We start from the raw sequence: 22,072 nt of genomic DNA on the forward strand, positions 1-22,072 counted from the left end.
GCACTGTATAACGCCGGCATCGCCCTTGTCTCGGCGTCGCCGGCCCCAGGAGACACCCAACGGCATGACAGCTCAAGCCTCACGCTCGGATATCGACTCCGTCATCCCGGACATCGGAGATGTCGACACCTATATGCAGCGCCTCGGGCAGGGCGCCCGTGAAGCGGCAACCCGGATGCGCCGGGTCGATACGGCGGCCAAGAATGCCGCTCTGCTGGCCATGGCCGCGCATCTCGAGGATGCTCGGCACGAGGTGCTGGCGGCCAACGCCCGTGACCTGGCCCGGGGGCGCGAGAGTGGCCTGGATGCGGCCCTGCTGGATCGCCTGGCCCTCGATGACGCGCGACTGGATGCCATGATCGAGGGGCTCGCCCAGGTGGCCGCCCTGCCGGATCCGGTCGGCGAGATCGATGGTCTGCGCTCGCGGCCCAGCGGTATCCAGGTCGGCCAGATGCGCGTCCCCCTCGGCGTCATCGGCATCATCTACGAGTCGCGCCCCAACGTCACCATGGAGGCGGCGAGTCTCTGCCTGAAGTCGGGCAACGCGGCCATCCTTCGTGGCGGCTCCGAGGCGCGGGATTCCAACGCCGCCATCGCCGCCTGCATCCGTGCCGGGCTCGCCCGGGCCGGCCTGCCCGAGGGTGCTGTGCAGGTCGTGGCTACCACCGACCGCGCCGCCGTGGGGCGCCTGATCAGCATGCCGGAATATGTCGACGTGATCATTCCGCGCGGCGGCAAGTCGCTGATCGAGCGCATCACCCGAGAGGCCCGGGTGCCGGTGATCAAGCACCTCGATGGTGTCTGCCATGTCTATGTCGATGCCAGTGCGGACCTCGACAAGGCCCTGGCCATCGCGGTCAACGCCAAGACCCACCGTTATGGCACCTGCAACACCATGGAGACCCTGCTGGTCGATGCAACGGTGGCGGGCACGCTGCTGCCGAGGCTTTCTCACGCCTATGACGAGCACCGGGTCGAGCTGCGCGGTTGCGAACGGACGCGGGCGATCCTCGGCGATATCACCGAGGCCACCGAGGCAGACTGGCAGGAGGAGTATCTCGCACCGGTGCTGTCGATCAGAGTGGTGGATGGCATCGATGCCGCCATGGCCCACATCGAGCGCTACGGCTCGCGCCACACCGATGCGATCGTCACTGAGTCCTACGGCCTGGCACGACGCTTCCTGGCCGAGGTAGATTCCAGTTCGGTGATGGTCAACGCTTCCACCCGTTTTGCCGATGGCTTCGAGTACGGGCTGGGGGCGGAGATCGGCATCTCTACCGATCGCCTGCATGCCCGCGGACCCGTGGGGCTCGAGGGACTGACCACCCGCAAGTATGTGGTGCTCGGTGACGGCCAGGTGCGCGAGTGAATGAGCCGGGTCTGCCCGTCCGGGGCGGCATCGATCCATCGGTCCCGCCCCGTCTGGCCATGCTGGGCGGTACCTTCGACCCGGTTCACCTGGGCCATCTGCGCAGTGCGGTGGAGCTCCTCGAGGCGCTGGTGCTGGATCGTGTGCACATGGTGCCAGCGGCCATGCCGCCGCTGCGGGGAGAGCCCCGGGTGTCGGCCGCCGAACGCCTGGCGCTGCTGAGTCTAGGGATAGGCGATACTCCGGGGCTGGTGGCCGATCCCCGGGAACTCGAGCGTGATGGCCCCTCCTACAGTGCCGATACCCTTGCCTCGCTGCGCCGCGAGCAGGGGCGCGAGGCGCGCCTGGTGATGGCGCTGGGGCACGACGCCTTCCTGCGCCTGGCCGACTGGCACGAGCCCGAACGCCTCTTCGAACTGGCCCACGTGGTGGTGATCGACCGCCCGGACCACGACGCGACCCTGCCGGCGGCACTCCGCGAGTTGCTGGTCGGGCGCGAGGTCGAGGATGGCGAGGCGCTGATGGCCCATCCGGCCGGCCGGCTGCTGCGCCTGCGGTTGCCCTCGCGCATGGCCATCTCGGCTACCGAGGTGCGACGCCGTCTGGCGGCTGGGCTGAGCGTGCGTTATCTGCTACCCGAGGCGGTGGAGGCACGTATCCTGTCGCGAGGACTCTACCGGCATGGCTGAGTGCTGCCCAGCGGCGCGTCGAGCCGGTACAATGGTTCAACGATTTCCCGCTGACGAAGGGCAGATACGAAGGGTTATGCATATCGACGCACTCAAGACTCTGGTGACTGATGCGCTGGAGGACCTCAAGGCCCAGGACATCGTCGTCCTGGATGTTTCACGACTGACCAGTGTGACCGACAGGATGGTGGTCGCCACCGGCACCTCCTCTCGCCATGTGGCGGCGCTAGCCAACCATGTGGTCCAGGCGGCCAAGGATCAGGGCATGGCGCCGCTGGGCGTCGAGGGCGAGAACGGCACCGATTGGGTGCTGGTCGATCTCGGGAACTTGGTGGTTCACGTGATGCTCCCCGAGACTCGCCTGCTCTACGATCTCGAGCGGCTCTGGGCCGACATGCCAAGCGATGCCGAGTCCCGGGCCGAGCACCGTTCATGAGAATCCGCCTGCTGGCGGTGGGTACGAAGATGCCCGACTGGGTGAATCGCGGTGTCGAGGAGTATCGCAAGCGACTGCCCCGCGATTTCGCCCTGGAGGTGGAGGAAATCGCGCCGGGACAACGGGGCAAGAATGCCGACGTGGCAAGGGCCATGGCCCTGGAGGGCGAGCGCATTCGTGCCCGCCTCAAGGGGAGCGAGCGCCTCGTCGCCCTCGAGGTCGGCGGCAAGGCCTGGAGCACCGAGCAGCTGGCCAGCGAGGCCGAAGCCTGGCGCCTCGAAGGGCGTGACGTTGTGTTGCTGGTGGGAGGCCCCGATGGTCTGGAGCCCTCGCTCTCGTCCCGTGCCGACCAGCGCTGGTCGCTCTCTCCGCTGACCCTGCCGCACCCGCTGGTGCGCATCCTGCTCGCCGAGCAGCTCTATCGGGCGTGGACCCTGCTGGTCGGCCACCCCTATCACCGCTGAAGGTTTTGTTCTCGAGCATCCGCTGAAGACGTTATTCTCCATCATCGCCGAAGGCTCTTTCATCGAGTTCCGCCGAAGGCTCTTCCGCTCCATCATCCGAGGTCATCAACGAGCATGCGCCGCCGCCGCGATACCCTGAAGAACCCGGAACAGGAGCTACGCGTGTTCCGGATGCGCTCGCTGCTGGCCGTGCTGGTGGTGGTCTCCCTGACAGGACTCCTGGGCGGACGACTGTTCTACCTGCAGGTGGTGCAGCACGAGGTCTACAGCACGCGTTCCGAGAAGAACCGGGTGAGGGTGGAACCGCTGCCGCCCACCCGGGGCCTGATCTATGATCGTCACGGGGTGCTGCTGGCCGAGAACCGCCCCACCTACAACCTGACCCTGGTGCGTGAACGGGTCGATGACCTGGACGCTACCCTGGCCCTGCTGGTCGACCTGCTGGAGCTCCCCAAAGAAGAAGCCGAGGCCTTCCGGGTCCGTTCACGCCAACGCCAGCGGCCCTTCCAGCCGGCGCTTCTGATGAGCGATCTCGATGAGTCGCAGATCGCCCGTCTGGCGGTCAACCGCCATCGCCTGCCCGGCGTCGAGGTCGAGGCCCAACTGCTGCGCTACTATCCCGATGCCGAGACCATGGTGCATGCCCTGGGGTACGTGGGCCGGATCAATGCCGAGGAGCTGGCGGGACTGGATTCGGGCAACTATGCCGGCACCCACTTCATCGGCAAGACCGGGGTGGAGCGCTTCTACGAGGACGAGCTGCACGGTCAGGCGGGGCTTCGCAAGGTAGAATCCAATGCTCGCGGGAGGGTGCTGCGTGAGCTCGGTCACACCGACCCGGTACCGGGACTCGACCTGACCCTGACCCTGGACATCAAGCTCCAGAAACTCGCCGTGGAACTTCTCGATGGGCGCCGAGGTTCCATCGTGGCCATCGCCCCGTCCACCGGCGAGATTCTTGCCCTGGCCTCGGTGCCAGGGTTCGACAGCAACCAGTTCGTCACCGGTATCGATGTCGCCTCCTATCGTTCACTGCAGGAGAACCTCGACCTGCCGCTCTACAATCGTGCCATCCGGGGCCACTATCCGCCGGGCTCGACGATCAAGCCGTTCATGGCCATCACCGGCCTCAAGGAGGGCATGATCACGCCGAGCAAGGTGATCTACGATCCCGGTTACTTCCAGTTGCCCAATGACTCGCGGCGCTACCGCAACTGGTTGCGCTGGGGGCATGGTCGGGTCGATCTGGAGCGGGCCATCACCGTCTCCAACAACACTTATTTCTATTCCCTGGCCCACGATCTCGGGATCGATCGCATCCATGAGAGCCTGACGGCCTTCGGCTTCGGCGAGCGGGCCGCCCATGATGTCTACGGCCAGAGCGATGCGCTGATGCCCTCTCGTGCCTGGAAGCGTGGGCGCTTCAACCAGCCCTGGTATCCCGGCGAGACCCTTTCCGTGGGCATCGGCCAGGGCTACCTGCAGGTGACCCCGCTGCAGCTGGCGACAGCCACAGCGGTGCTGGCCAACCGCGGCAAGTGGGTAAAGCCTCGCCTGGCACATCGCATCGGCGAGCAGGAGGTGCCGGTCGCCCTGCCGGATACTCCCCCGGACATCGATCTCGGCAACGGGGGATGGTGGGATAATGTCTTTTCTGGGATGGAAAAGGTGGTGTCGGGGCGCGAGGGGACGGCGCGCCGGATCGGCCGCGACATCGAGTACCGGATGGCGGGCAAGTCCGGCACCGCCCAGGTCTTCTCTCTAGGCCAGAACGAGAAATACAACGCCGACGAGCTCAAGGAGCGTCTGCGCGATCATGCGTTGTTCATGGCCTTTGCGCCGGTGGAAGAGCCCGAGATCGCCGTGGCGGTGATCGTCGAGAATGCCGGTGGCGGCAGTACCCATGCGGCGCACCTGGCCAAGGCGATGACCGATGCCTGGCTGCTCGAGGACGAGGCTCCGGAACCCGAGGAAGTGCGCGAGGTGCTCGAACGTGAGGATGACCGCGTGGCGGGGGATTGACCGATGATCTGGAATGAGCTGACACGTGGTCTGCGCGGCCACCCAGTGAAACCCTCGTTGAGCGGCATCTCGCGACGCCGCAGCCTCTGGGAGCGCATTCACATCGATCCCTGGTTGCTCGGCATGCTGCTGGTGCTGATGCTGGCGGGCCTGGTGGTGCTCTTCAGCGCCAGCGGCCAGCAACTTTCGGTGGTCATCGCCCAGGGCATCCGCTTCGGCGTGGCCCTGGCGGTGATGATGGGGCTCGCCCAACTTTCTCCCACGACCCTGCTGCGCTGGACGCCACTGGTATACCTGGCGGGGCTGGCCATGCTGGTGGCGGTGGAGCTGATCGGTGACATGGGCATGGGCGCCCAGCGCTGGCTGGTGATCCCCGGGGTGATCCGCTTCCAGCCCTCGGAGTTGATGAAACTGGCCATGCCGATGATGGTGGCTGCCTGGTTGAGCCGTCAGGTCCTGCCTCCACGCTTCCGCGACCTCTTCGTGTGTGCGGTGATCATCGGCCTGCCCGTGGCGCTGATCGCCCGGCAGCCGGACCTGGGGACCTCCCTGTTGGTGGCGACGGCGGGGGTTCTCGTGGTGGTGCTGGCCGGCCTCTCCTGGCGCTTCATCCTGTTCTGCGGTGTGTTGGCTGCGGCCGCGCTGCCGTTGCTGTGGATGAACCTGCACGACTACCAGCGCCAGCGCGTGCTGACCTTCCTCGACCCCGAGAGCGACCCTCTGGGGGCGGGCTGGAACATCATTCAGTCGACTACCGCCATCGGTAGCGGCGGTTTCTGGGGCAAGGGATGGCTGGAGGGGACCCAGTCCCAGCTGGAGTTCCTTCCCGAGCGCCATACCGACTTCATCGTGGCAGTGCTGGGCGAGGAGTTCGGGCTGGTGGGGATGCTGGCATTCCTGCTGATCTACCTGCTGATCGTCGGGCGCGGGCTGTGGCTTGCCGGGGCCGCCCAGGAGACCTTCGGTCGGCTGGTGGCGGGGAGCATCATCCTGACCTTCTTCATCTATGTCTTCGTCAACGTGGGCATGGTCAGCGGGATACTGCCGGTGGTCGGCGTCCCGTTGCCGCTGGTCAGCTATGGGGGCACCTCCAGCGTGACCTTGATGGCGGGTTTCGGTATTCTCATGGCCGTGAATGCCCACCGCCGCCTGTTGCCGCGCTAGGCAGCCGACACGACTCAGGGAGAGCTGCGATGACGGTGTCGTTACCACAGGGAAACCGCTGGATGGCCGCGCTGGCGGGGCTGCTGCTGTCATGTGGCGCCTCCAGCCTGCCGGCGGCCGAGTTCGACCCGCAGCGTCACGCCGAGGCGCGAAAGCTGGTGGACGAGCTCGCCGAGCGGGGGATCGACCGCGACTGGCTCGAGGCCGCCCTGGCCGAGGCCGAGTTCCGCCAGCCGGTGCTGGATGCGATGAAAGGGGCCGCCGAACGGCGCCTGACCTGGCACGAGTATCGCGCCATCTTCCTTGACGCCCCGCGCATCGCCAATGGGGTGGCCTTCATCGAGGCCCACGAGGCCGCCTTCGACAGGGCCCTTGCCGAATATGGCGTCCCGGCGGAGGTGATCGCCGCCATACTCGGCGTCGAGACCCGCTACGGCGATGTGACCGGTCGTCACCGTGTCCTGGACTCCCTGTCGACCCTGGCCTTCCATCACCCGAGCCGAGGGCGCTTCTTCCGTGGTGAGCTTGCCGCCTTCCTCGAGATCGCCTTTGACCAGCAGCGAGCGCCTGGCAGCTTGACGGGCTCCTACGCCGGTGCCATGGGTTATCCGCAGTTCATCCCGACCAGCTACCGTGCCTATGCGGTGGACTTCGACGACGATGGCCTGCGCGATCTCTGGGACAATCCAGTGGATGCCATCGGCAGCGTGGCCAACTACTTCGCCGAACACGGCTGGCGTCCGGGAGAGCCCCTCTATCATGAGGCCGAGGGACCCGCCGCGCCGCCCGAGGGTATCGAGTTCAATCGCGCCGCGCGTCCGCCGGCCGTGCCGGCAGCTCAGATCGCCGCGGCGGGTCTCGAGGTTCCGGACGCGATGGCCGACGATCATCTCCTGCTGCCGGTGGCGCTGGAGGAGGGGGAAGGCACGTGGCGCTACGTGCTGGGCGAGAACAATTTCTACGTGATCACGCGCTACAACCACAGTCATCTCTACGCCATGGCGGTGACCGAACTTGCCGAGGCGAGCGCCGCGGCCCGCGGCCGCGAGCCACACGGGCTCGAGGCCGCGGACACGACCCCGGAGGAGGCCTCATGAAACGCACCCTGGTGGCCCTGAGCCTGCTGCTACTGCTGGCCGGCTGTATGGGGAGCGGTGGCGGCCCGCGGCCCGTCACCGGCGAGGCGGTCGGGTCGGCCTCGACGGATGCGGCAGGCGGAGAGCGTTATGCGCTGTCCGGGGATGCCTACCCCGAGGACCCTCCCGACGTCGCACGGGTGCCCGACGCGGTGCCGCAGCGCGAGCCGCTATCCCGGGGCGGCAACAAGTCCCCCTACGAGGTATGGGGCAAACGCTACGAGGTCATGGCGGTTGCCGATGGGTATCGTCGCAATGGACGTGCCTCCTGGTATGGAGAGAAGTTCCACGGTTACGCGACGTCCAACGGCGAGATCTACGACATGTACAAGATGAGCGCCGCTCATCGTTCCTTGCCGTTGCCCAGCTTCGTTCGCGTCACCAGTCTCGACAACGGCCGCTCGGCGATCGTCAGGGTCAATGATCGCGGCCCCTTCCACAGCGAGCGGGAGATCGACCTTTCCTATGCGGCGGCCGCCCGCCTGGGCATCCTGGAGCGGGGGACGGGCCGGGTGAGGGTGGAGGCCATCGACGTGGACCGCTGGCTGGCCGAGCACGGCAAGACCACGCGCCCGGCGGGGAGCGTCTCTCCCGAGAGGGCCGATTCGCCCCGACCGCTCGTGGCTGAGGATGCCGCAGCGGATGCCTCTGGTGAACCCGCCGACCCAGGGGGTGTCTTCCTGCAGGTGGCCGCTCTGGGCTCCGCGGAAGGGGCCCGGGCACTTCAGTCCCGCCTCGAGGAGGAGATCGCCCGGCCCGTGCGCGTGGCCAGCGCCACAGGGCTATACCGTGTCCAGGTCGGCCCGCTGGATCCAGCGGGCCAGGTGGAACCGGTCCGCGAACTGTTGCGGCGGGCAGGCTTTGCCCAGGCCTTCATCGTCAACGATGCCAACTGAGTCGGCATCCCCTTACCGAAAAACCCTGCGATGCACCCGATGAGAACCCTTGCCATGAGATTTACGCCTTTCCTCCGCCGCCGGTTAGTGCCGCCGCTACTGCTCAGCCTGCTGATGGTCGTGTCACAGGCCACGGCTCAGGTGATTCCTGCGCCGCAGACCATGATTCCCTCCCCCCCGCAGCTGGCCGCCAGCTCCTGGATCCTGATGGATGCCGACAGCGGCCGTGTGCTGGCCGAGCATAATGCCGACGAGCGCCTTCCACCGGCCAGCCTGACCAAGCTGATGACCGCCTACCTGGCGGAGCGTGAGCTGGATCAGGGCAACATCAGCCCGGGTGACCTGGTGCCGGTCAGCGAGAAGGCCTGGCGAACGGGGGGGTCGAAGATGTTCATCGAGGTCGGCGAGCAGGTGCCGGTCAGCGAACTGCTGCATGGCATCATCATCGTCTCCGGCAACGATGCCAGCGTGGCCATGGCGGAATACCTGGCCGGCGGCGAGCGGCCCTTCGCCGACCTGATGAACCAGCACGCGACCCGCCTGGGCATGCGCAACACCAATTTCATCAACGCCACCGGGCTGCCCAACGACAATCACTATTCCTCGGCCCATGACCTGGCCCTGCTCTCCCAGCACATCATCAACGACTACCCGGATCACTATCGGATCTATCGCCAGAAGGAGTTCTCCTACGGTGGCATCGACCAGCCTAACCGCAACCGCCTGCTGTGGCGGGACGCCAGCGTCGATGGCCTGAAGACCGGCTGGACCGAGGCCGCCGGCTACTGCCTGGTAGCGTCTGCCGAGCGTGATGACATGCGGCTGATCTCCGTGGTCATGGGCACCGCCTCGGATGAGGCCCGCGCCCAGGAATCCCAGAAGCTGCTGAGCTACGGCTTTCGCTACTTCGAGACCCTGAAGCTCTACGATGCGGGCGCCGTGCTCAATGCGCCGCGGGTCTGGGGCGGCGACAAGAACGAGCTGCGCGTCGGCGTCGACAGCAACGTGGTCATGACGGTGCCGCGGGCCCGTAATGACGAGCTCACCGCTCGGCTCGACATCCAGGCTGACCTGACCGCGCCCATTGCCGCAGGCGACCGAGTGGGCACCATGGAGGTGCGACAGGGCGAAGAGGTGGTCGGCGAGCGAGCGCTGGTCGCCCTGGAGAGTATCGAGGAAGGCGGCTTCTTCAAGAGGCTGTTCGATCAGGTGAAGCGTTTCTTCACCAACCTGATCGGTGGCTGGTTCGACTGACCGGAGCGATGGCACTCCCGGGTCGGCTCGCCCGAGGGCCGAGCCCTGCAGGCCGCATGCGCGGAGTCGCCGGTTGGTCGCCGTCGATGCGTTGAGTAGAATGGGTGGATACTCTCCTTTCCACCCGGACGCGCGCATGAACGACAATTCCCTGCGCGACCTCCGCAAGCCCGGTCCTCGGGCGGGCGGCAGGTCGCCGAAGATCACCTTCCCCTGTGACTATCCGATCAAGGTCGTCGGCGATGCCGCCGATGACTTTGCCGCCACCGTCTGCCAGATCGTCACACGACATGACTCGGGCTTCGACGCCGCGGGTATCCGGGTGGTCCCGAGCCGCAATGGCCGCTTCCAGTCGGTGCGGCTGACGATTCGCGCCACGGGAGAGGTCCAGCTCAAGGCCCTCTTCGAAGAACTGAAGGCCACCGGCCGCGTGCACATGGTGGTGTGATGACACGCGACAGCACGGCGCCGATCGAGTTGCATCGCCTGGGGCGCAGGACCTACACCCCCGTCTGGCAGGCCATGCGGGCCCTGACCGACGGCCGTGATGCCGCGACGCCTGACCAGTTCTGGCTGGTAGAGCATGATCCGGTCTTCACCCAGGGGCAGGCCGGCAAGCCCGAGCACCTGCTGATGCCCGGTGACATCCCGGTGGTGGCCACCGACCGTGGCGGACAGGTGACCTACCATGGGCCCGGTCAGGTAGTGCTTTATCCTCTGCTGGATGTGCGACGAGCACGACTGGGGGTTCGCGATCTGGTGAGCGCACTGGAGCAGGCGGTGATTGCGCTACTGGCTGACCATGGGGTCGTTGCGCTCGCCCGACCGGATGCACCCGGTGTCTACGTGGGAGAGGCCAAGATCGCCTCCCTGGGGCTTCGCATCCGGCGAGGTGCCAGCTTCCATGGCGTGGCGATCAACGTCGATGGTGATCTCTCGCCTTTCTCGCGGATCAATCCCTGCGGCTATGCCGGCATGGCCATGACGCGACTCGCCGACCTGGTCGATGACTGCCCCGGCGTCGAGGCGGTGGGGGAGCGACTGGCGGATTGCCTGGCGCGGGAGCTTGGGCGTGAGTTAAAAGCGCCGAGCCGCCAAGCTGACCTGTGATGGGCTGCAGGTGCTGAGCTATAACAAGCCCCCGCTGGATCAAGCATCCAGCGGGGGCTTTGCGTTGACACCAGAGGTTGCAGAGACGTCCTGCTGTTCGCTCGGCGCCTAACCGACGTTGACGGCGTCGATGCGGTTCGGGTCGGTCTCCTGGCCGGGTACCTCGGCGGGTGCGGCAAGCCCCAGGTTGTTCTTCTCGAACACCCGGTCGGCCCTGTAGCTGGAGCGCACCAGCGGACCGGACGGTACTTCCATGAAGCCTTTTTCCAGGCCCAGCACGCGATAGCGCTCGAACTCCTCCGGGGTGACCCAGCGCTCCACCGGCAGGTGGTTGCGCGTGGGGCGCAGGTACTGTCCGAGGGTGACGATGTCCACGCCGATGGCGCGCAGGTCGTCGAAGGTCGCCAGAATCTCCTCCTCTGTCTCGCCGAGGCCCAGCATCAGGCTGGTCTTGGTGATGACCCCGGGGCGATGGCGCTTGGCATGGGCCAGCACGTCCAGCGTCTTTCGGTAGCCGGCCCGCGGATCGCGCACCCGCCCGGTCAGCCGTTCCACGGTCTCGACGTTCTGGGCGAAGACCTCGAGGCCCGAGTCGACGACCCGCTCGATCGCCGAGGGCTCGGCGTCGAAGTCCGGGGTCAGCGCCTCGACGACCACCTCGGGGGTGCGTGCCTTGATGGCCCGGATGCAGTCGGCATAGTGGGTGGCGCCCCCGTCGGGCAGGTCGTCACGATCCACCGAGGTCAGCACGATATAGCGCAGACCCATCAGTTCCACGGACCGGGCGGTGTTCTCCGGTTCCTCGGCGTCCAGCCAGCCACGGGGGTTGCCGGTATCCACGGCACAGAAGCGGCAGGCACGGGTGCACACCGAGCCCATCAGCATGATGGTGGCGGTACCGTTACTCCAGCATTCCCCCTGGTTGGGGCAGTGCGATTCGGCACAGACGGTGCTGAGCCGGTGGGCGTCCACGTTCTTCTTGACCGCCTCGAAGCGTTCGCCCCCGGGAATCTGGGCTCGCAGCCACTTCGGCTTGCGACCTGTGGCGCCGCCGTCCTCGACGTGCCTGCGCACTTTCATGCCGTCCTTGATGGCGGCCGTGCCATGGTCGTTGCGGTACTTTTCGCCGCTAGAGACGCGTTTGGAGGGGGTGTCGCTCATAGCTGTGAGCCTCTCTGCTCGCCGGTGGCCTGCACAACGACGGCGCCGCTGCGGGTCCGCCGGGCGCGCGTCGATCGGCGTTTTCAGGCCGCCTGGCACGTCGAATGATACGTGTTTCTCAAGCTGATAAACTACCATATGGAACGCCACTCTGGACACCTGGCCCGCGCGGGCCTTGACCCCGGCCCTGACGTGACCCCCAGCCCTCGTGGTGTCGATCGGCAGGATGCCTCCGCCAGGCAGTTGACGCCATGGCTCGGCATCGGGCCTGTGCTTGACCACTTCGTTGGCGCCTTCCTGCTTGGTGCCCCGCTCGAGATTGGTGCCCCGCTCGATGGCATGGCACAGCCTCACGCCGTGTTTGGGGCCATGTCAGCAAGGGCGCGGCGCTTTCCCTGAGACGGGCTATCCCATCAGCACGACAGGGCGTGCTGAGGGCTCTATACCAGAGCGAGGCGCAGCACGGTTGCCTTTAAGTTGGCTGAGGGCTATTGCACAAGATGCTCGCAGCGCTGGTCCTGATGCGCTATATTGCAATGCAGCAAAGCCCGTTCTTCATGCATAGGTGCCATGGTTGTCCCGGTACCGAGCAACCCTGGAGCTGATAATGAATTCCCTGATACCGACTCCCGCAGCCAGCGTGCTGCCCTTCATGGATCCGTTCGGTTTCGGACGCGCGGCCTGTGACTACTGGCGAGATACGCTGGAGCGCAGCGTTCTCTACATGGACGTCATGCGCCAGCGTGGCAACCAGTATCTCGAGCACATCGAGAAGACCAAGCCCAATGTGCTCGGCTTCGATGCCGAGGTGCTGATGGATGGCCGCGAACTGTCGCGTCCGGTGAACTACGAATTACTGCGCATCCTGCCTCCCGAGGGGGTAGAGATCGACCTGCAGGCCCGCCCCTTCGTGGTGGTTGACCCCCGTGCCGGCCACGGCCCGGGCATCGGCGGGTTCAAGCCCGACAGCGAGATCGGCGTAGCCCTGCGCGCCGGTCACCCCTGCTACTTCATCGGCTTCCTGCCCTATCCGGTCCCGGGACAGACCGTCGAGGATGTGGTGGAGGCCGAGGTCGCCTTCCTGCGCCACGTCATCGAGCGTCATCCCGAGACCTCCGAGAAGCCCATGGTGGTCGGCAACTGTCAGGCCGGCTGGCAGATCATGATGGCCGCCGCCCTCGAACCCGACCTGTTTGGTCCGCTTCTGATCGCAGGCTCGCCGCTCTCCTACTGGTCCGGTGAACGCGGCAAGGCACCGATGCGTTATACCGGTGGCCTGGCCGGCGGCAGCTGGATGACCTCGCTATTCAGCGACCTGGGGGCCGGCTTGTTCGACGGTGCCTGGCTGGTGCAGAACTTCGAGCGACTGAATCCGGCCAACACCTGGTGGAGCAAGCAGTACCAGCTCTACTCGCGAGTCGACAGCGAGGCCGATCGTTACCTGGAGTTCGAACGCTGGTGGGGCGGTCATGTGGTGCTGGGGGGAGACGAGATCCAGTACATCGTCGACAACCTCTTCATTGGCAACCGCCTCTCCACCTCCCAACTGGTGACTTCCGACGGTCGTCGCATCGACCTGCGTAACGTACGCTCCCCGGTAGTGGTGTTCTGCTCGCGTGGTGACGATATCACGCCGCCGCCCCAGGCCTTGGGCTGGGTACGCGACCTCTACGAGGGGGTCGAGGACATCATCGCCAATGAACAGACCATCGTCTATTGCCTGCATGACACCACGGGCCACCTGGGCATCTTCGTGTCCGGCAGCGTGTCCAGAAAGGAGCACACCGAGTTCACCGCCAACATGGATTATATCGACGTCCTGCCGCCGGGCCTCTACGAGACCACGGTCTCCAGTGCGGCCGAGCGCAAGGATGCCGAACTGATCGAGCGTGACTATCTGCTGGAATTCACGCCGCGCACCATCAAGGAACTCGATCGGGAAGTCCAGCATCGGCCGGAGGACGACACCCGCTTCGCCACGGTGGCGCGGGTTTCCGAGATCAACCTGGGGCTCTACCGGCAGTTCGTGCAACCCTGGATTCAGGCCCTGGCCACCCCGGAGTCGGCGAAGTTGATGCGACGCATGCACCCCAGTCGCCTGGGCTATCGCCTTCTGTCCGACCGCAACCCGTTGATGACCGCCGTGCCGGTGCTGGCCGACAAGGTGCGTTCCGAACGCCATCCGGTCCACGAGGACAATGTCTTCCGGGCCGTGGAGGGCATCCTGTCTGATCAGGTTACCCGCAGCCTCAACGCTTGGCGCGACCTGCGTGACAGCAGCAGCGAGCGCTTCTTCCTGGACTTCTACGGCCAGCCGATGCTGCAGGCCATGGTCGGCCTGGGCGGTGACGCTCATGTGCACCGCCGTCGTCCGGGGGCCGAGCCGGAGCATCGCCGCTTCATCGAGCGTCGCCGGGCCGAGGTCAATGCGCATATCGCCGAGGGCGGCAGTCACGAGGCGGTCATGCGTTCGGTGATCTATGTCCTCGGCGGGGCACCGGCCACCGATGAGCGCAACTTCAAGCGGCTGCGGGCTTCGCGTGCCGAACTCGAGCCCGGTATCCAGCTGGCCGATTTCAAGCAACTGCTGCGTGAGCAGTTCTTCATCCTCAAACAGGATCGCGAGGCGGCACTCGAGAGCCTGCCGACCCTGCTGCAGGGAGAGAGTGCGGAACAGATCGACGCTCACCTGGCACATATCGAGCATGTGCTGGCGGCCAGTGGTGAGCTCAGCGAGCATGCAGCGGACCGCTTCGAGCGCATCAAGGGGCTGTTCAACCAGGCCATTCAGCGAACGCCACAGGACGAGCAGGATGCACGGCGTGATGCCGAGGCCAGGGTTGCCGGTCAGGCCCAGGCCGATGAGATTGCCCGTCGCGAGGTGGAAGCGCTGATGGAGGCGCTCCCCGCCGCCGAGCCATTGTCGGCCTCAGTAGAGGGTGACGTCCCGGCAGAGGCCGTGGGCGAGCCGGTTTCAGCGGCCTCCGAGGCTCTGGTAGCCGAGCCCGCCAACGAGTCGGCCGCCGAGACTCAGACCAGCGAGGCTCTGGTCAGCGAGGCTCAGGTCAGCGAGGCTCAGACCAGCGAGGCTCAGACCAGCGAGGCTCAGGTCAGCGAGGCTCAGGTCAGCGAGACTCAGGTCAGCGAGACTCAGCCCGCCGAGACTCAGGCAGCCGAGACTCAGGCAGCCGAGACTCAGGCTGTTCAGTCGCCGGAGGCTGCCGAGAAAGCGTCGACGACCACTCAGGCCAAGGCCAGTGGCAAGCGCAAGCCGTCGAGTCGCGGAACAGCGCGGCGCTCGACGCCGCGCAAGCCCGGCAAGACCTGACCGTTTCAGGCAGTGACTGAACGCCCCCGCCGATCCTCGGTGGGGGCGTTGTCGTTGAAGTCGGCGGCGTTCTTGGCTTGTCGTCCGGGTACCAGTAGGTCTAGGTTCAAGGTGCCCCTCGTCATGGGGTGACTGGCGTGAAGTCAGTCGCTGGGGTAGGGTATTCGCATTTTTCACCCGCCATAGAGGGCGGGCCGATTCGGTCTGGCGCGAGCCGTCGAGCTGGCGCCATCAGCACACTGGAGCACTATGGGCAAGTCACTGGTCATCGTCGAGTCGCCGGCCAAGGCGAAGACGATCAACAAGTATCTCGGCAACGACTTCATCGTGAAGTCTAGCGTGGGGCACATCCGTGACCTGCCGACCAGCGGCTCGGGCAAGGCGGCCTCGGACCCCAAGGAGCGTGCTCGACAGGCGGCGGCGACCCGCAAGATGTCTCCGGAAGAGAAGGCGGAGCATCGCCGGCGCAAGGCCCATGACCAGTTGATCCGGCGCATGGGCATCGACCCGGAACATGGCTGGAAGGCACATTACGAGATCCTGCCAGGCAAGGAGAAGGTGGTGGCTGAGCTCAAGAAGCTCGCCGAGAAGGCCGATGCGGTCTATCTCGCCACCGACCTTGATCGCGAGGGGGAGGCCATCGCCTGGCACCTGCGTGAGACCATCGGCGGCGACGAGGCCCGTTATCGGCGGGTGGTGTTCAACGAGATCACCAAGAACGCCATCCAGGAGGCTTTCAAGGATCCCGGTAACTTGAACATTCCGCGTGTCGAGGCCCAGCAGGCGCGTCGCTTCCTCGACCGGGTGGTGGGTTTCATGCTCTCGCCTCTGCTGTGGGCCAAGATTGCCCGCGGCCTCTCCGCCGGCCGGGTGCAGTCGGTCGCCACTCGGCTGATCGCCGAGCGTGAACGCGAGATCCACGCCTTCATCCCCGAGGAGTTCTGGGACGTCCATGCCGACCTGCGTCCGCAAGGCGACGACCAGTCATCGGTGCGGTTCGAATTGGCTCGCCAGGATGGCAAGGCCTTCCGGCCCACCTCCGAGGCCGAGACCCTGGAGCGCATCGCGGCACTCAGGAAGGCAAATCTCGCGATCACCGCGAGGGAGGACAAGCCCACTCGGTCCAAGCCCAACGCCCCCTTCATCACCTCGACGCTCCAGCAGGCGGCCAGCGGCCGGTTGGGCTACTCGGTGAAGAAGACCATGACCCTGGCCCAGCGCCTCTACGAGGCCGGTTACATCACTTACATGCGTACCGACTCCACCAACCTCTCGAAAGATGCGGTGGATAACGTGCGCGAGTTCATCGGTGAGGAGTTCGGCGCGCGCTACCTGCCCGAGGCGCCCAACCGTTACTCCAGCAAGGAGGGTGCCCAGGAGGCACACGAGGCGATCCGCCCCTCCGACGTCGGTCGTCGCGCGACCGACCTTGCCGGCATGGAGCGAGATGCCGAGCGCCTCTACGAACTGATCTGGCGCCAGTTCGTGGCCTGCCAGATGACTCCCGCCGAGTACCTCTCCAGCACCCTGACCGTCGAAGTCGATGGGTTCGAGCTTCGTGCCAAGGGGCGGGTGCTGAAGTTCGACGGTTATACCCGGGTAATGAAGCCGATGGGTCGCAAGGATGAGGATCAGTCCTTGCCGGACCTCACCGAAGGCACGCCCATGACCCTCGAGAGTCTCGACCCGCAGCAGCACTTCACCAAGCCGCCCCCCCGCTATACCGAGGCAAGCCTGGTCAAGGAGCTGGAGAAGCGAGGTATCGGCAGGCCCTCTACCTACGCCGCGATCATTTCCACCATTCAGGACCGCGGCTACGTCAAGCTGGAAAATCGGCGCTTCTATGCCGAGAAGCTGGGTGACATCGTCACGGAGCGGCTCAAGGAGTCCTTCCCCGACCTGATGGACTTTTCCTTCACCGCGCGCATGGAGGATCGGCTCGACGAGGTCGCAGAGGGTGAGCGCAACTGGCAGGAACTTCTCGATACTTTCTACGGCGAGTTTCACAAGGAGCTCGCAGTAGCCGAGAGCGAGGAGGGCATGCGCCCCAACCAGCCGGTGCCTACTGACATCGACTGTCCGAGTTGCGGACGCAAGATGCAGATTCGCACCGCGTCCACCGGGGTCTTCCTGGGCTGTTCGGGCTACAACCTGCCGCCCAAGGAACGCTGCAAGACCACCATCGACCTGCTGCCTGGCGACGAGGCGGTGGCTGCCGATGCCGGAGAGGACGCCGAGACCGATGCGCTGCGTGCCAAGCACCGCTGCCCCACGTGCGGTACGGCCATGGACAGCTATCTGATCGACGAGACGCGCAAGCTGCACATCTGCGGCAACAGCCCGGATTGCGACGGTTACGAGATCGAGAAGGGCAAGTTCCGTATCAAGGGGTATGACGGGCCGACCATCGAATGCGACAAGTGTGGCAGCGAAATGCAGCTCAAGACGGGTCGCTTCGGCAAGTATTTCGGTTGCACCAGCAGTGAGTGCAAGAATACCCGCAAGCTGTTGCGCAGTGGCGAGGCGGCGCCGCCCAAGATGGACCCCATCCCCATGCCAGAGCTCGAGTGCCAGAAGGTCGATGATCATTACGTGTTGCGAGATGGCGCCAGCGGGCTGTTTCTGGCGGCCAGCAAGTTCCCCAAGAACCGCGAGACTCGCCCGCCATTGGTCAAGGAACTCAAGGCGCACGCCGAGGAGTTGCCCGAGAAGTACCGCTACATCCTGACCGCCCCCAGCGAGGATCCTGATGGCCGACCGGCTCAGATCCGCTTCTCTCGCAAGGCCAAGGAACAGTTCGTGATGACTGATGAGGATGGCAAGGCCACCGGCTGGAAGGCGACCTTCGACGGCGGAAAGTGGCAGGTGGAGGACAAGCGCAAGTGACCCCGCGATCACGTACCAACCAGTTGCTCTACCAGGCCGAGCTGCTGCTCGGCCTTTCCTCCGGTGACGACGAGCATGCCGAGGCGCGTCGCATGGCGGCGGAAGAGGGGAGCCTGGCATTGCTCGAGCTGACCCTCGAGTCGCTGCTGCGTGAGGTCACCGAGCACGCTCATCTCGAGCGCCACGACTGGCGTGAAATGCTCGGCCCGCAAGGGGCCGGCATTGCCGAGCTTCATCGGCTGCGCGAACTGGCTGCCCGGCCCGAGAGTTGGCTTTCCGGGTTGATTGCCAGACTCGATGCACTGCATGGCAGTGACGGGGTGGCCCGCCGTCGCAGCGGCAACCCGGGATTGATTGCCGTGGGTGGTGCCGCGTCACTGGCGGACGAGCTGAGCGACTGCGTGCGCGAGGCCAAGCGCGAGATCGCCTCGCTGCGCGAGACCAGCGAGGAGTGGTAACGGCGCCTCGAGAATCCTCCAAGGAGCGCGTCGCGCTCCTGGTCGACGTGCAGAACGTCTACTACACCACGCGCCAGGCCTTCGGTCGGCACTTCAACTACCATGCCTTCTGGGCTCGCTTCGCCACCGACTGTGAGGTGCGCCTGGCCAATGCGTATGCGATCGACCGAGGAGACCCCCGCCAGCGTCAGTTCCAGGACATCCTGCGGGGCATCGGCTTCGAGGTGAAGCTCAAGCCCTATATCCAGCGCAGCGACGGCTCCGCCAAGGGCGACTGGGATGTGGGCATCGCCCTGGATGCCATGGAGGCCGCGCCCCTGGTCGATCGGGTGGTGCTGGTTTCGGGCGACGGCGACTTCGACCTGCTGGTGGAGCGGATGCGCGAGCGCCATGGCGTGACGGTGGATGTTGTCGGCGTGGAGCGACTCACCGCCGATTCCTTGATCCGTGCCGCGAACCGCTTCGTGCCCATTGCAGGGGGCCTGCTGCTCTAGTCGGTGCGGGCCAGGATGTGAGCGGGGACGATAACCGGTACAATCTCGCCCCCTTCACGCACTGACTGGACGCTTCATTGATCTCCACCGCCAATATCACCATGCAGTTCGGCGCCAGGCCGCTGTTCGAGAATGTCTCCATCAAGTTCGGCAATGGTCATCGCTACGGCCTGATCGGCGCCAACGGTTGCGGCAAGTCCACCTTCATGAAGATCCTCGGCGGGGACCTGGAACCGTCCTCGGGGCAGGTGATGGTGGAGTCGGGCGACCGGCTCGGCAAGCTGCGCCAGGACCAGTTCGCTTTCGAGGACGAGCGGGTCATCGATACCGTGATCATGGGCAACCATGAACTCTGGCAGGTCGCGGCCGAGCGCGAGCGCATCTACTCGCTATCAGAGATGAGCGAGGAGGATGGCATGGCCGTGGCCGACCTGGAGGTGCGCTTCGCCGAACTCGACGGTTATACCGCCGAATCTCGGGCCGGCGAGTTGCTGCTTGGGCTGGGCATCCCCCTCCACCAGCATGGGGGGCCCATGAGCGAGATCGCGCCGGGCTGGAAGCTGCGCGTGCTGCTGGCCCAGGCGCTCTTCGCCGACCCCGACGTGCTGCTGCTCGATGAGCCCACCAACCATCTGGACATCAACACGATCCGCTGGCTGGAGGACATGCTGACCGCCCGCGACAGCACCATGATCATCATTTCCCATGACCGCCACTTCCTGAACAGCGTCTGCACGCACATGGCCGACCTGGACTACGGCGAGATCACGCTGTTTCCCGGGAACTACGACGACTACATGACGGCCGCCACGGCGGCCCGTGAGCGACAGCACGCCGACAATGCCAAGAAGAAGGCGCAGATCGCCGAGCTTCAGGCCTTCGTCAGCCGTTTCTCGGCCAATGCCTCCAAGGCCAAGCAGGCCACGTCACGAGCGCGGCAGATCGACAAGATCAAGCTCGAGGACATCAAGCCCTCCAGCCGGGTCAGCCCCTTCATCCGCTTCGAGCAGGCCAAGAAGATCCATCGTAACGCGGTCAACGTGGAGGCAATCACCAAGGGGTTCGATGAGGACGCGCCCCTCTTCGAGCGCCTCTCGATGACCGTGGAGGCCGGCGAGCGCATCGCCATCATCGGTCCCAACGGCATCGGCAAGACGACCCTGCTCAAGACCCTGGCGGGCGAGATCCATCCCGATGCTGGAGCGGTGCGCTGGACCGACAGCGCCGAACTCGGCGTCTTTGCCCAGGACCATGGCGACGACTTCGCCAATCAGGCCACGCTGTTCGAGTGGATGGCCCAGTGGACCCAGGGGGGGGAGCAGGAAGTGCGAGGTGCCCTGGGACGGATGCTTTTTTCCAGCGATGACATCGGCAAGTCGGTCAAGGTGATTTCCGGTGGCGAGCAGGGTCGCATGCTGTTCGGAAAGCTGGCACTGACGCAGCCCAACGTGCTGCTGATGGACGAGCCCACCAATCACCTGGACATGGAGTCCATCGAGGCGCTCAACCTGGCGCTTGCCAACTACCCGGGCACGCTGATCTTCGTCAGCCATGACCGTGAGTTCGTCTCGTCTCTGGCCACCCGTATCCTCGACATGAGCGGTGACGGGGTCACCGACTTCAGCGGCAGCTATGACGACTACCTGCGCAGTCAGGGCCTGTTCAACTGAACCGGCCGCCATGGTATGACTGTCGACCGCCTGGCGCTGGCCTAACCCTGGGTTGATTGACACGCATCAAGCGTTAGGCCGGCGGCTTGGCTAGGCTTAAGGGAGGGTCGACCCGTCTGGGTCAGGGCGTCGAAGCGAGGAGCCGCTCATGCGTTTTCATCAGGTCAAGGAACTGGTCGCCTGGGCGGCCGACTACCATCGCGGGCTTGCCGAACAATACGACCAGCTGGCGTCCGGAGGCGTGAGTGACCGGGTACGCATGGCGCTTGAGTACCTGGCCGAACACGAGCGGAAGATGCAGGTCGATCTGGCCGATTATCTCGAGGAGGACGGTGGTCATCACAAGGTCCTCGAGACCTGGTTCGATGATCCGGCCGACTTTCCCCATGCCCCCACCCTCGACCGCCTGGCCGATAACATGGCGGGCGACAGTGTGCAGGATGTGCTGGTGACGGCACTGACCATGCACAGGACGCTGCAGGATCTCTACGCTTACCGTGTCGATCGGTCATCGGTTGAGGGGGAGCGTGATTTCTTCGCCTCGCTCGCCAGCGGCCACGAGGCCGAGGTGCGGCGCATTGCCCGTGACATTCAGCGGCTCGAGGATTACTGACTCGAGGTATATTTAGGATAGGGCGATGTCGGCAAAGGTCTTTTCACGTCGTGCGGAGGGCGGCGAGACCCTGATAGTCGTCTACGGCCGACCCCTATCGGCGCCTCTCCTGACAGCGCCGGCGCAATGCGGTATAACATCGGCGGTATTGAGGTCTTTCATTTCATGCATGCCCCAGAGATGTCGTCGATGAATCACCTGTCCCGTCGCCGCTTCGGCCTGCTGGCGCTGAGTTCCCCCCTGTTGCTGCTGGCCTCGTCCGGGTCCTCCGCCAGCATGATGGATAACATCCTTTCCCGAGCTATCGTTCCTCGCCATGACCGCGAGCGCTGGGTGCTCGTCGAGGACAGCGAGGCAAGCCTCAAGGTCTATCAAGGCAACATGCTGCTGGAGCGTTTCGAACCGGTATCGCTGGGGCGCGGGGGGGCCAAGCCCCAGCGTCAGCGAGGTGGCCGGGCTACACCGTTGGGTGAGTTCCGGGTCAATCGCTTCAACCGGCAGAGCAAGTTCCACATCTTCATCGGTCTGGACTATCCCACACCGACCCATGCTCGCATGGCCCTGGATTCCGGGGTCTACAGTCAGCAGGATTATGACGACTACTTCTCCTACTACCGTCGTCATGGCTACCCTCCACAGGATACGGTTCTCGGTGGTTTCATCGGCATTCACGGGCTCGGCGAGGGGGATCCCGACATCCATCAGCGGTTTCACTGGACCGACGGATGCGTGGCGGTGACCGATCCGCAGGTCGAGCGCCTGTCGTCATTAATCGACATTGGCACACGTGTCGTGATTCGTTAGGCTTTACTTGCGCAAGGAACGTTCTAAGCTATGTATAGACGTTGTAACGTGATATAAAACAGCGTTCGATACCTCTGCTTCGCAGCAGAAGTCGCTGCATGTAGACCTGCTTCTG

General features: G+C 65.2%; 18 protein-coding genes and 2 pseudogenes. 19 read left to right on the forward strand and 1 reads right to left on the reverse strand.

What is annotated here, in order from left to right; translation table 11 throughout:
* Window positions 1-64: 64 nt before the first annotated feature.
* The 11 genes from ABE960_RS06550 to lipB all read left to right on the forward strand — a co-directional run bounded on the left by ABE960_RS06550 (window position 65) and on the right by lipB (window position 10,543).
* Window positions 65-1,372, forward strand: coding sequence for a glutamate-5-semialdehyde dehydrogenase (locus ABE960_RS06550; RefSeq protein ID WP_349761451.1), 1,308 nt, complete (start codon window positions 65-67; stop codon window positions 1,370-1,372).
* 59 nt (window positions 1,373-1,431) lie between these two features.
* Window positions 1,432-2,061, forward strand: a complete 630-nt coding sequence (gene nadD, locus ABE960_RS06555) for a nicotinate-nucleotide adenylyltransferase (protein WP_349761915.1) — start codon at window positions 1,432-1,434, stop codon at window positions 2,059-2,061.
* 76 nt (window positions 2,062-2,137) lie between these two features.
* Window positions 2,138-2,497 (forward strand): ribosome silencing factor, encoded by a 360-nt coding sequence (gene rsfS, locus ABE960_RS06560; protein WP_349761452.1) that lies wholly within the window; start codon window positions 2,138-2,140, stop codon window positions 2,495-2,497.
* On the forward strand, window positions 2,494-2,961 hold the full coding sequence (rlmH, locus tag ABE960_RS06565; RefSeq protein ID WP_349761453.1) for a 23S rRNA (pseudouridine(1915)-N(3))-methyltransferase RlmH: 468 nt from the start codon (window positions 2,494-2,496) through the stop codon (window positions 2,959-2,961). Before rsfS ends, rlmH begins: the two co-directional genes overlap by 4 nt.
* A 114-nt stretch (window positions 2,962-3,075) precedes the next feature.
* Window positions 3,076-4,983 carry a penicillin-binding protein 2 gene (gene mrdA / locus ABE960_RS06570; protein ID WP_349761454.1) on the forward strand — a complete coding sequence of 636 codons (1,908 nt, stop codon included), beginning with the start codon at window positions 3,076-3,078 and terminating at the stop codon, window positions 4,981-4,983.
* A gap of 3 nt (window positions 4,984-4,986) precedes the next feature.
* A complete protein-coding gene (rodA, locus tag ABE960_RS06575) occupies window positions 4,987-6,147 on the forward strand; it encodes a rod shape-determining protein RodA (protein ID WP_349761455.1) in 1,161 nt (386 codons plus the stop codon).
* A gap of 29 nt (window positions 6,148-6,176) precedes the next feature.
* Window positions 6,177-7,244 carry a lytic murein transglycosylase B gene (gene mltB, locus ABE960_RS06580; RefSeq protein WP_349761456.1) on the forward strand — a complete coding sequence of 356 codons (1,068 nt, stop codon included), beginning with the start codon at window positions 6,177-6,179 and terminating at the stop codon, window positions 7,242-7,244.
* A complete protein-coding gene (locus ABE960_RS06585; RefSeq protein ID WP_349761457.1) occupies window positions 7,241-8,179 on the forward strand; it encodes a septal ring lytic transglycosylase RlpA family protein in 939 nt (312 codons plus the stop codon). Before mltB ends, ABE960_RS06585 begins: the two co-directional genes overlap by 4 nt.
* 114 nt (window positions 8,180-8,293) lie before the next feature.
* Window positions 8,294-9,433: a D-alanyl-D-alanine carboxypeptidase family protein gene (locus tag ABE960_RS06590; protein ID WP_432765358.1), complete on the forward strand. Its 1,140-nt coding sequence runs from the start codon at window positions 8,294-8,296 to the stop codon at window positions 9,431-9,433.
* A 136-nt stretch (window positions 9,434-9,569) separates the two neighbouring features.
* Window positions 9,570-9,881, forward strand: coding sequence for an HP0495 family protein (locus ABE960_RS06595; RefSeq protein WP_349761459.1), 312 nt, complete (start codon window positions 9,570-9,572; stop codon window positions 9,879-9,881).
* Window positions 9,881-10,543, forward strand: a complete 663-nt coding sequence (lipB, locus tag ABE960_RS06600; protein WP_349761460.1) for a lipoyl(octanoyl) transferase LipB — start codon at window positions 9,881-9,883, stop codon at window positions 10,541-10,543. Before ABE960_RS06595 ends, lipB begins: the two co-directional genes overlap by 1 nt.
* A 108-nt stretch (window positions 10,544-10,651) precedes the next feature.
* On the opposite strand, the gene lipA is transcribed toward lipB, so the two are convergent.
* Window positions 10,652-11,704, reverse strand: a complete 1,053-nt coding sequence (gene lipA, locus ABE960_RS06605) for a lipoyl synthase (protein WP_349761461.1) — start codon at window positions 11,702-11,704, stop codon at window positions 10,652-10,654.
* A gap of 607 nt (window positions 11,705-12,311) precedes the next feature.
* Here lipA and ABE960_RS06610 point away from each other — a divergent pair.
* From ABE960_RS06610 to ABE960_RS06640, 8 genes and pseudogenes are all read left to right on the forward strand, one after another.
* A pseudogene (locus ABE960_RS06610) lies at window positions 12,312-14,489 on the forward strand (DUF3141 domain-containing protein); the annotation flags it as partial.
* 316 nt (window positions 14,490-14,805) lie between these two features.
* Window positions 14,806-15,048: pseudogene (locus ABE960_RS14855) on the forward strand (hypothetical protein); the annotation flags it as partial.
* Between the two features lie 233 nt (window positions 15,049-15,281).
* Window positions 15,282-17,918, forward strand: coding sequence for a type I DNA topoisomerase (topA, locus tag ABE960_RS06615; RefSeq protein ID WP_349761463.1), 2,637 nt, complete (start codon window positions 15,282-15,284; stop codon window positions 17,916-17,918).
* Window positions 17,915-18,376: a DUF6586 family protein gene (locus ABE960_RS06620; protein WP_349761464.1), complete on the forward strand. Its 462-nt coding sequence runs from the start codon at window positions 17,915-17,917 to the stop codon at window positions 18,374-18,376. The genes topA and ABE960_RS06620 overlap by 4 nt, the downstream gene beginning before the upstream one ends.
* A complete protein-coding gene (locus ABE960_RS06625) occupies window positions 18,370-18,870 on the forward strand; it encodes a LabA-like NYN domain-containing protein (RefSeq protein ID WP_349761465.1) in 501 nt (166 codons plus the stop codon). Before ABE960_RS06620 ends, ABE960_RS06625 begins: the two co-directional genes overlap by 7 nt.
* Window positions 18,871-18,947: 77 nt before the next feature.
* Complete coding sequence (locus tag ABE960_RS06630) at window positions 18,948-20,540, forward strand: ABC-F family ATPase (protein ID WP_349761466.1); 1,593 nt, start codon at window positions 18,948-18,950, stop codon at window positions 20,538-20,540.
* A gap of 148 nt (window positions 20,541-20,688) precedes the next feature.
* The gene (locus tag ABE960_RS06635) at window positions 20,689-21,153 is read left to right on the forward strand and encodes a 2-hydroxyacyl-CoA dehydratase (protein ID WP_349761467.1); all 465 of its coding nucleotides are present in this window, start codon (window positions 20,689-20,691) and stop codon (window positions 21,151-21,153) included.
* Between the two features lie 189 nt (window positions 21,154-21,342).
* On the forward strand, window positions 21,343-21,957 hold the full coding sequence (locus tag ABE960_RS06640) for a L,D-transpeptidase family protein (RefSeq protein ID WP_349761468.1): 615 nt from the start codon (window positions 21,343-21,345) through the stop codon (window positions 21,955-21,957).
* The last annotated feature ends 115 nt before the right edge of the window (window positions 21,958-22,072 follow it).

It is taken from the genome of Halomonas aquatica (genome assembly GCF_040196335.1).
GTDB lineage: Bacteria > Pseudomonadota > Gammaproteobacteria > Pseudomonadales > Halomonadaceae > Halomonas > Halomonas aquatica.

Bases quoted from the DNA above. Each gene is read 5' to 3' on its own strand.
- ABE960_RS06550 (WP_349761451.1), top strand. From the start codon at position 65: ATGACAGCTCAAGCCTCACGCTCGGATATCGACTCCGTCATCCCGGAC.
- nadD (WP_349761915.1), top strand. From the start codon at position 1,432: ATGCTGGGCGGTACCTTCGACCCGGTTCACCTGGGCCATCTGCGCAGT.
- rsfS (WP_349761452.1), top strand. From the start codon at position 2,138: ATGCATATCGACGCACTCAAGACTCTGGTGACTGATGCGCTGGAGGAC.
- rlmH (WP_349761453.1), top strand. From the start codon at position 2,494: ATGAGAATCCGCCTGCTGGCGGTGGGTACGAAGATGCCCGACTGGGTG.
- mrdA (WP_349761454.1), top strand. From the start codon at position 3,076: ATGCGCCGCCGCCGCGATACCCTGAAGAACCCGGAACAGGAGCTACGC.
- rodA (WP_349761455.1), top strand. From the start codon at position 4,987: ATGATCTGGAATGAGCTGACACGTGGTCTGCGCGGCCACCCAGTGAAA.
- mltB (WP_349761456.1), top strand. From the start codon at position 6,177: ATGACGGTGTCGTTACCACAGGGAAACCGCTGGATGGCCGCGCTGGCG.
- ABE960_RS06585 (WP_349761457.1), top strand. From the start codon at position 7,241: ATGAAACGCACCCTGGTGGCCCTGAGCCTGCTGCTACTGCTGGCCGGC.
- ABE960_RS06590 (WP_432765358.1), top strand. From the start codon at position 8,294: ATGGTCGTGTCACAGGCCACGGCTCAGGTGATTCCTGCGCCGCAGACC.
- ABE960_RS06595 (WP_349761459.1), top strand. From the start codon at position 9,570: ATGAACGACAATTCCCTGCGCGACCTCCGCAAGCCCGGTCCTCGGGCG.
- lipB (WP_349761460.1), top strand. From the start codon at position 9,881: ATGACACGCGACAGCACGGCGCCGATCGAGTTGCATCGCCTGGGGCGC.
- lipA (WP_349761461.1), bottom strand. From the start codon at position 11,704: ATGAGCGACACCCCCTCCAAACGCGTCTCTAGCGGCGAAAAGTACCGC.
- topA (WP_349761463.1), top strand. From the start codon at position 15,282: ATGGGCAAGTCACTGGTCATCGTCGAGTCGCCGGCCAAGGCGAAGACG.
- ABE960_RS06635 (WP_349761467.1), top strand. From the start codon at position 20,689: ATGCGTTTTCATCAGGTCAAGGAACTGGTCGCCTGGGCGGCCGACTAC.
- ABE960_RS06640 (WP_349761468.1), top strand. From the start codon at position 21,343: ATGAATCACCTGTCCCGTCGCCGCTTCGGCCTGCTGGCGCTGAGTTCC.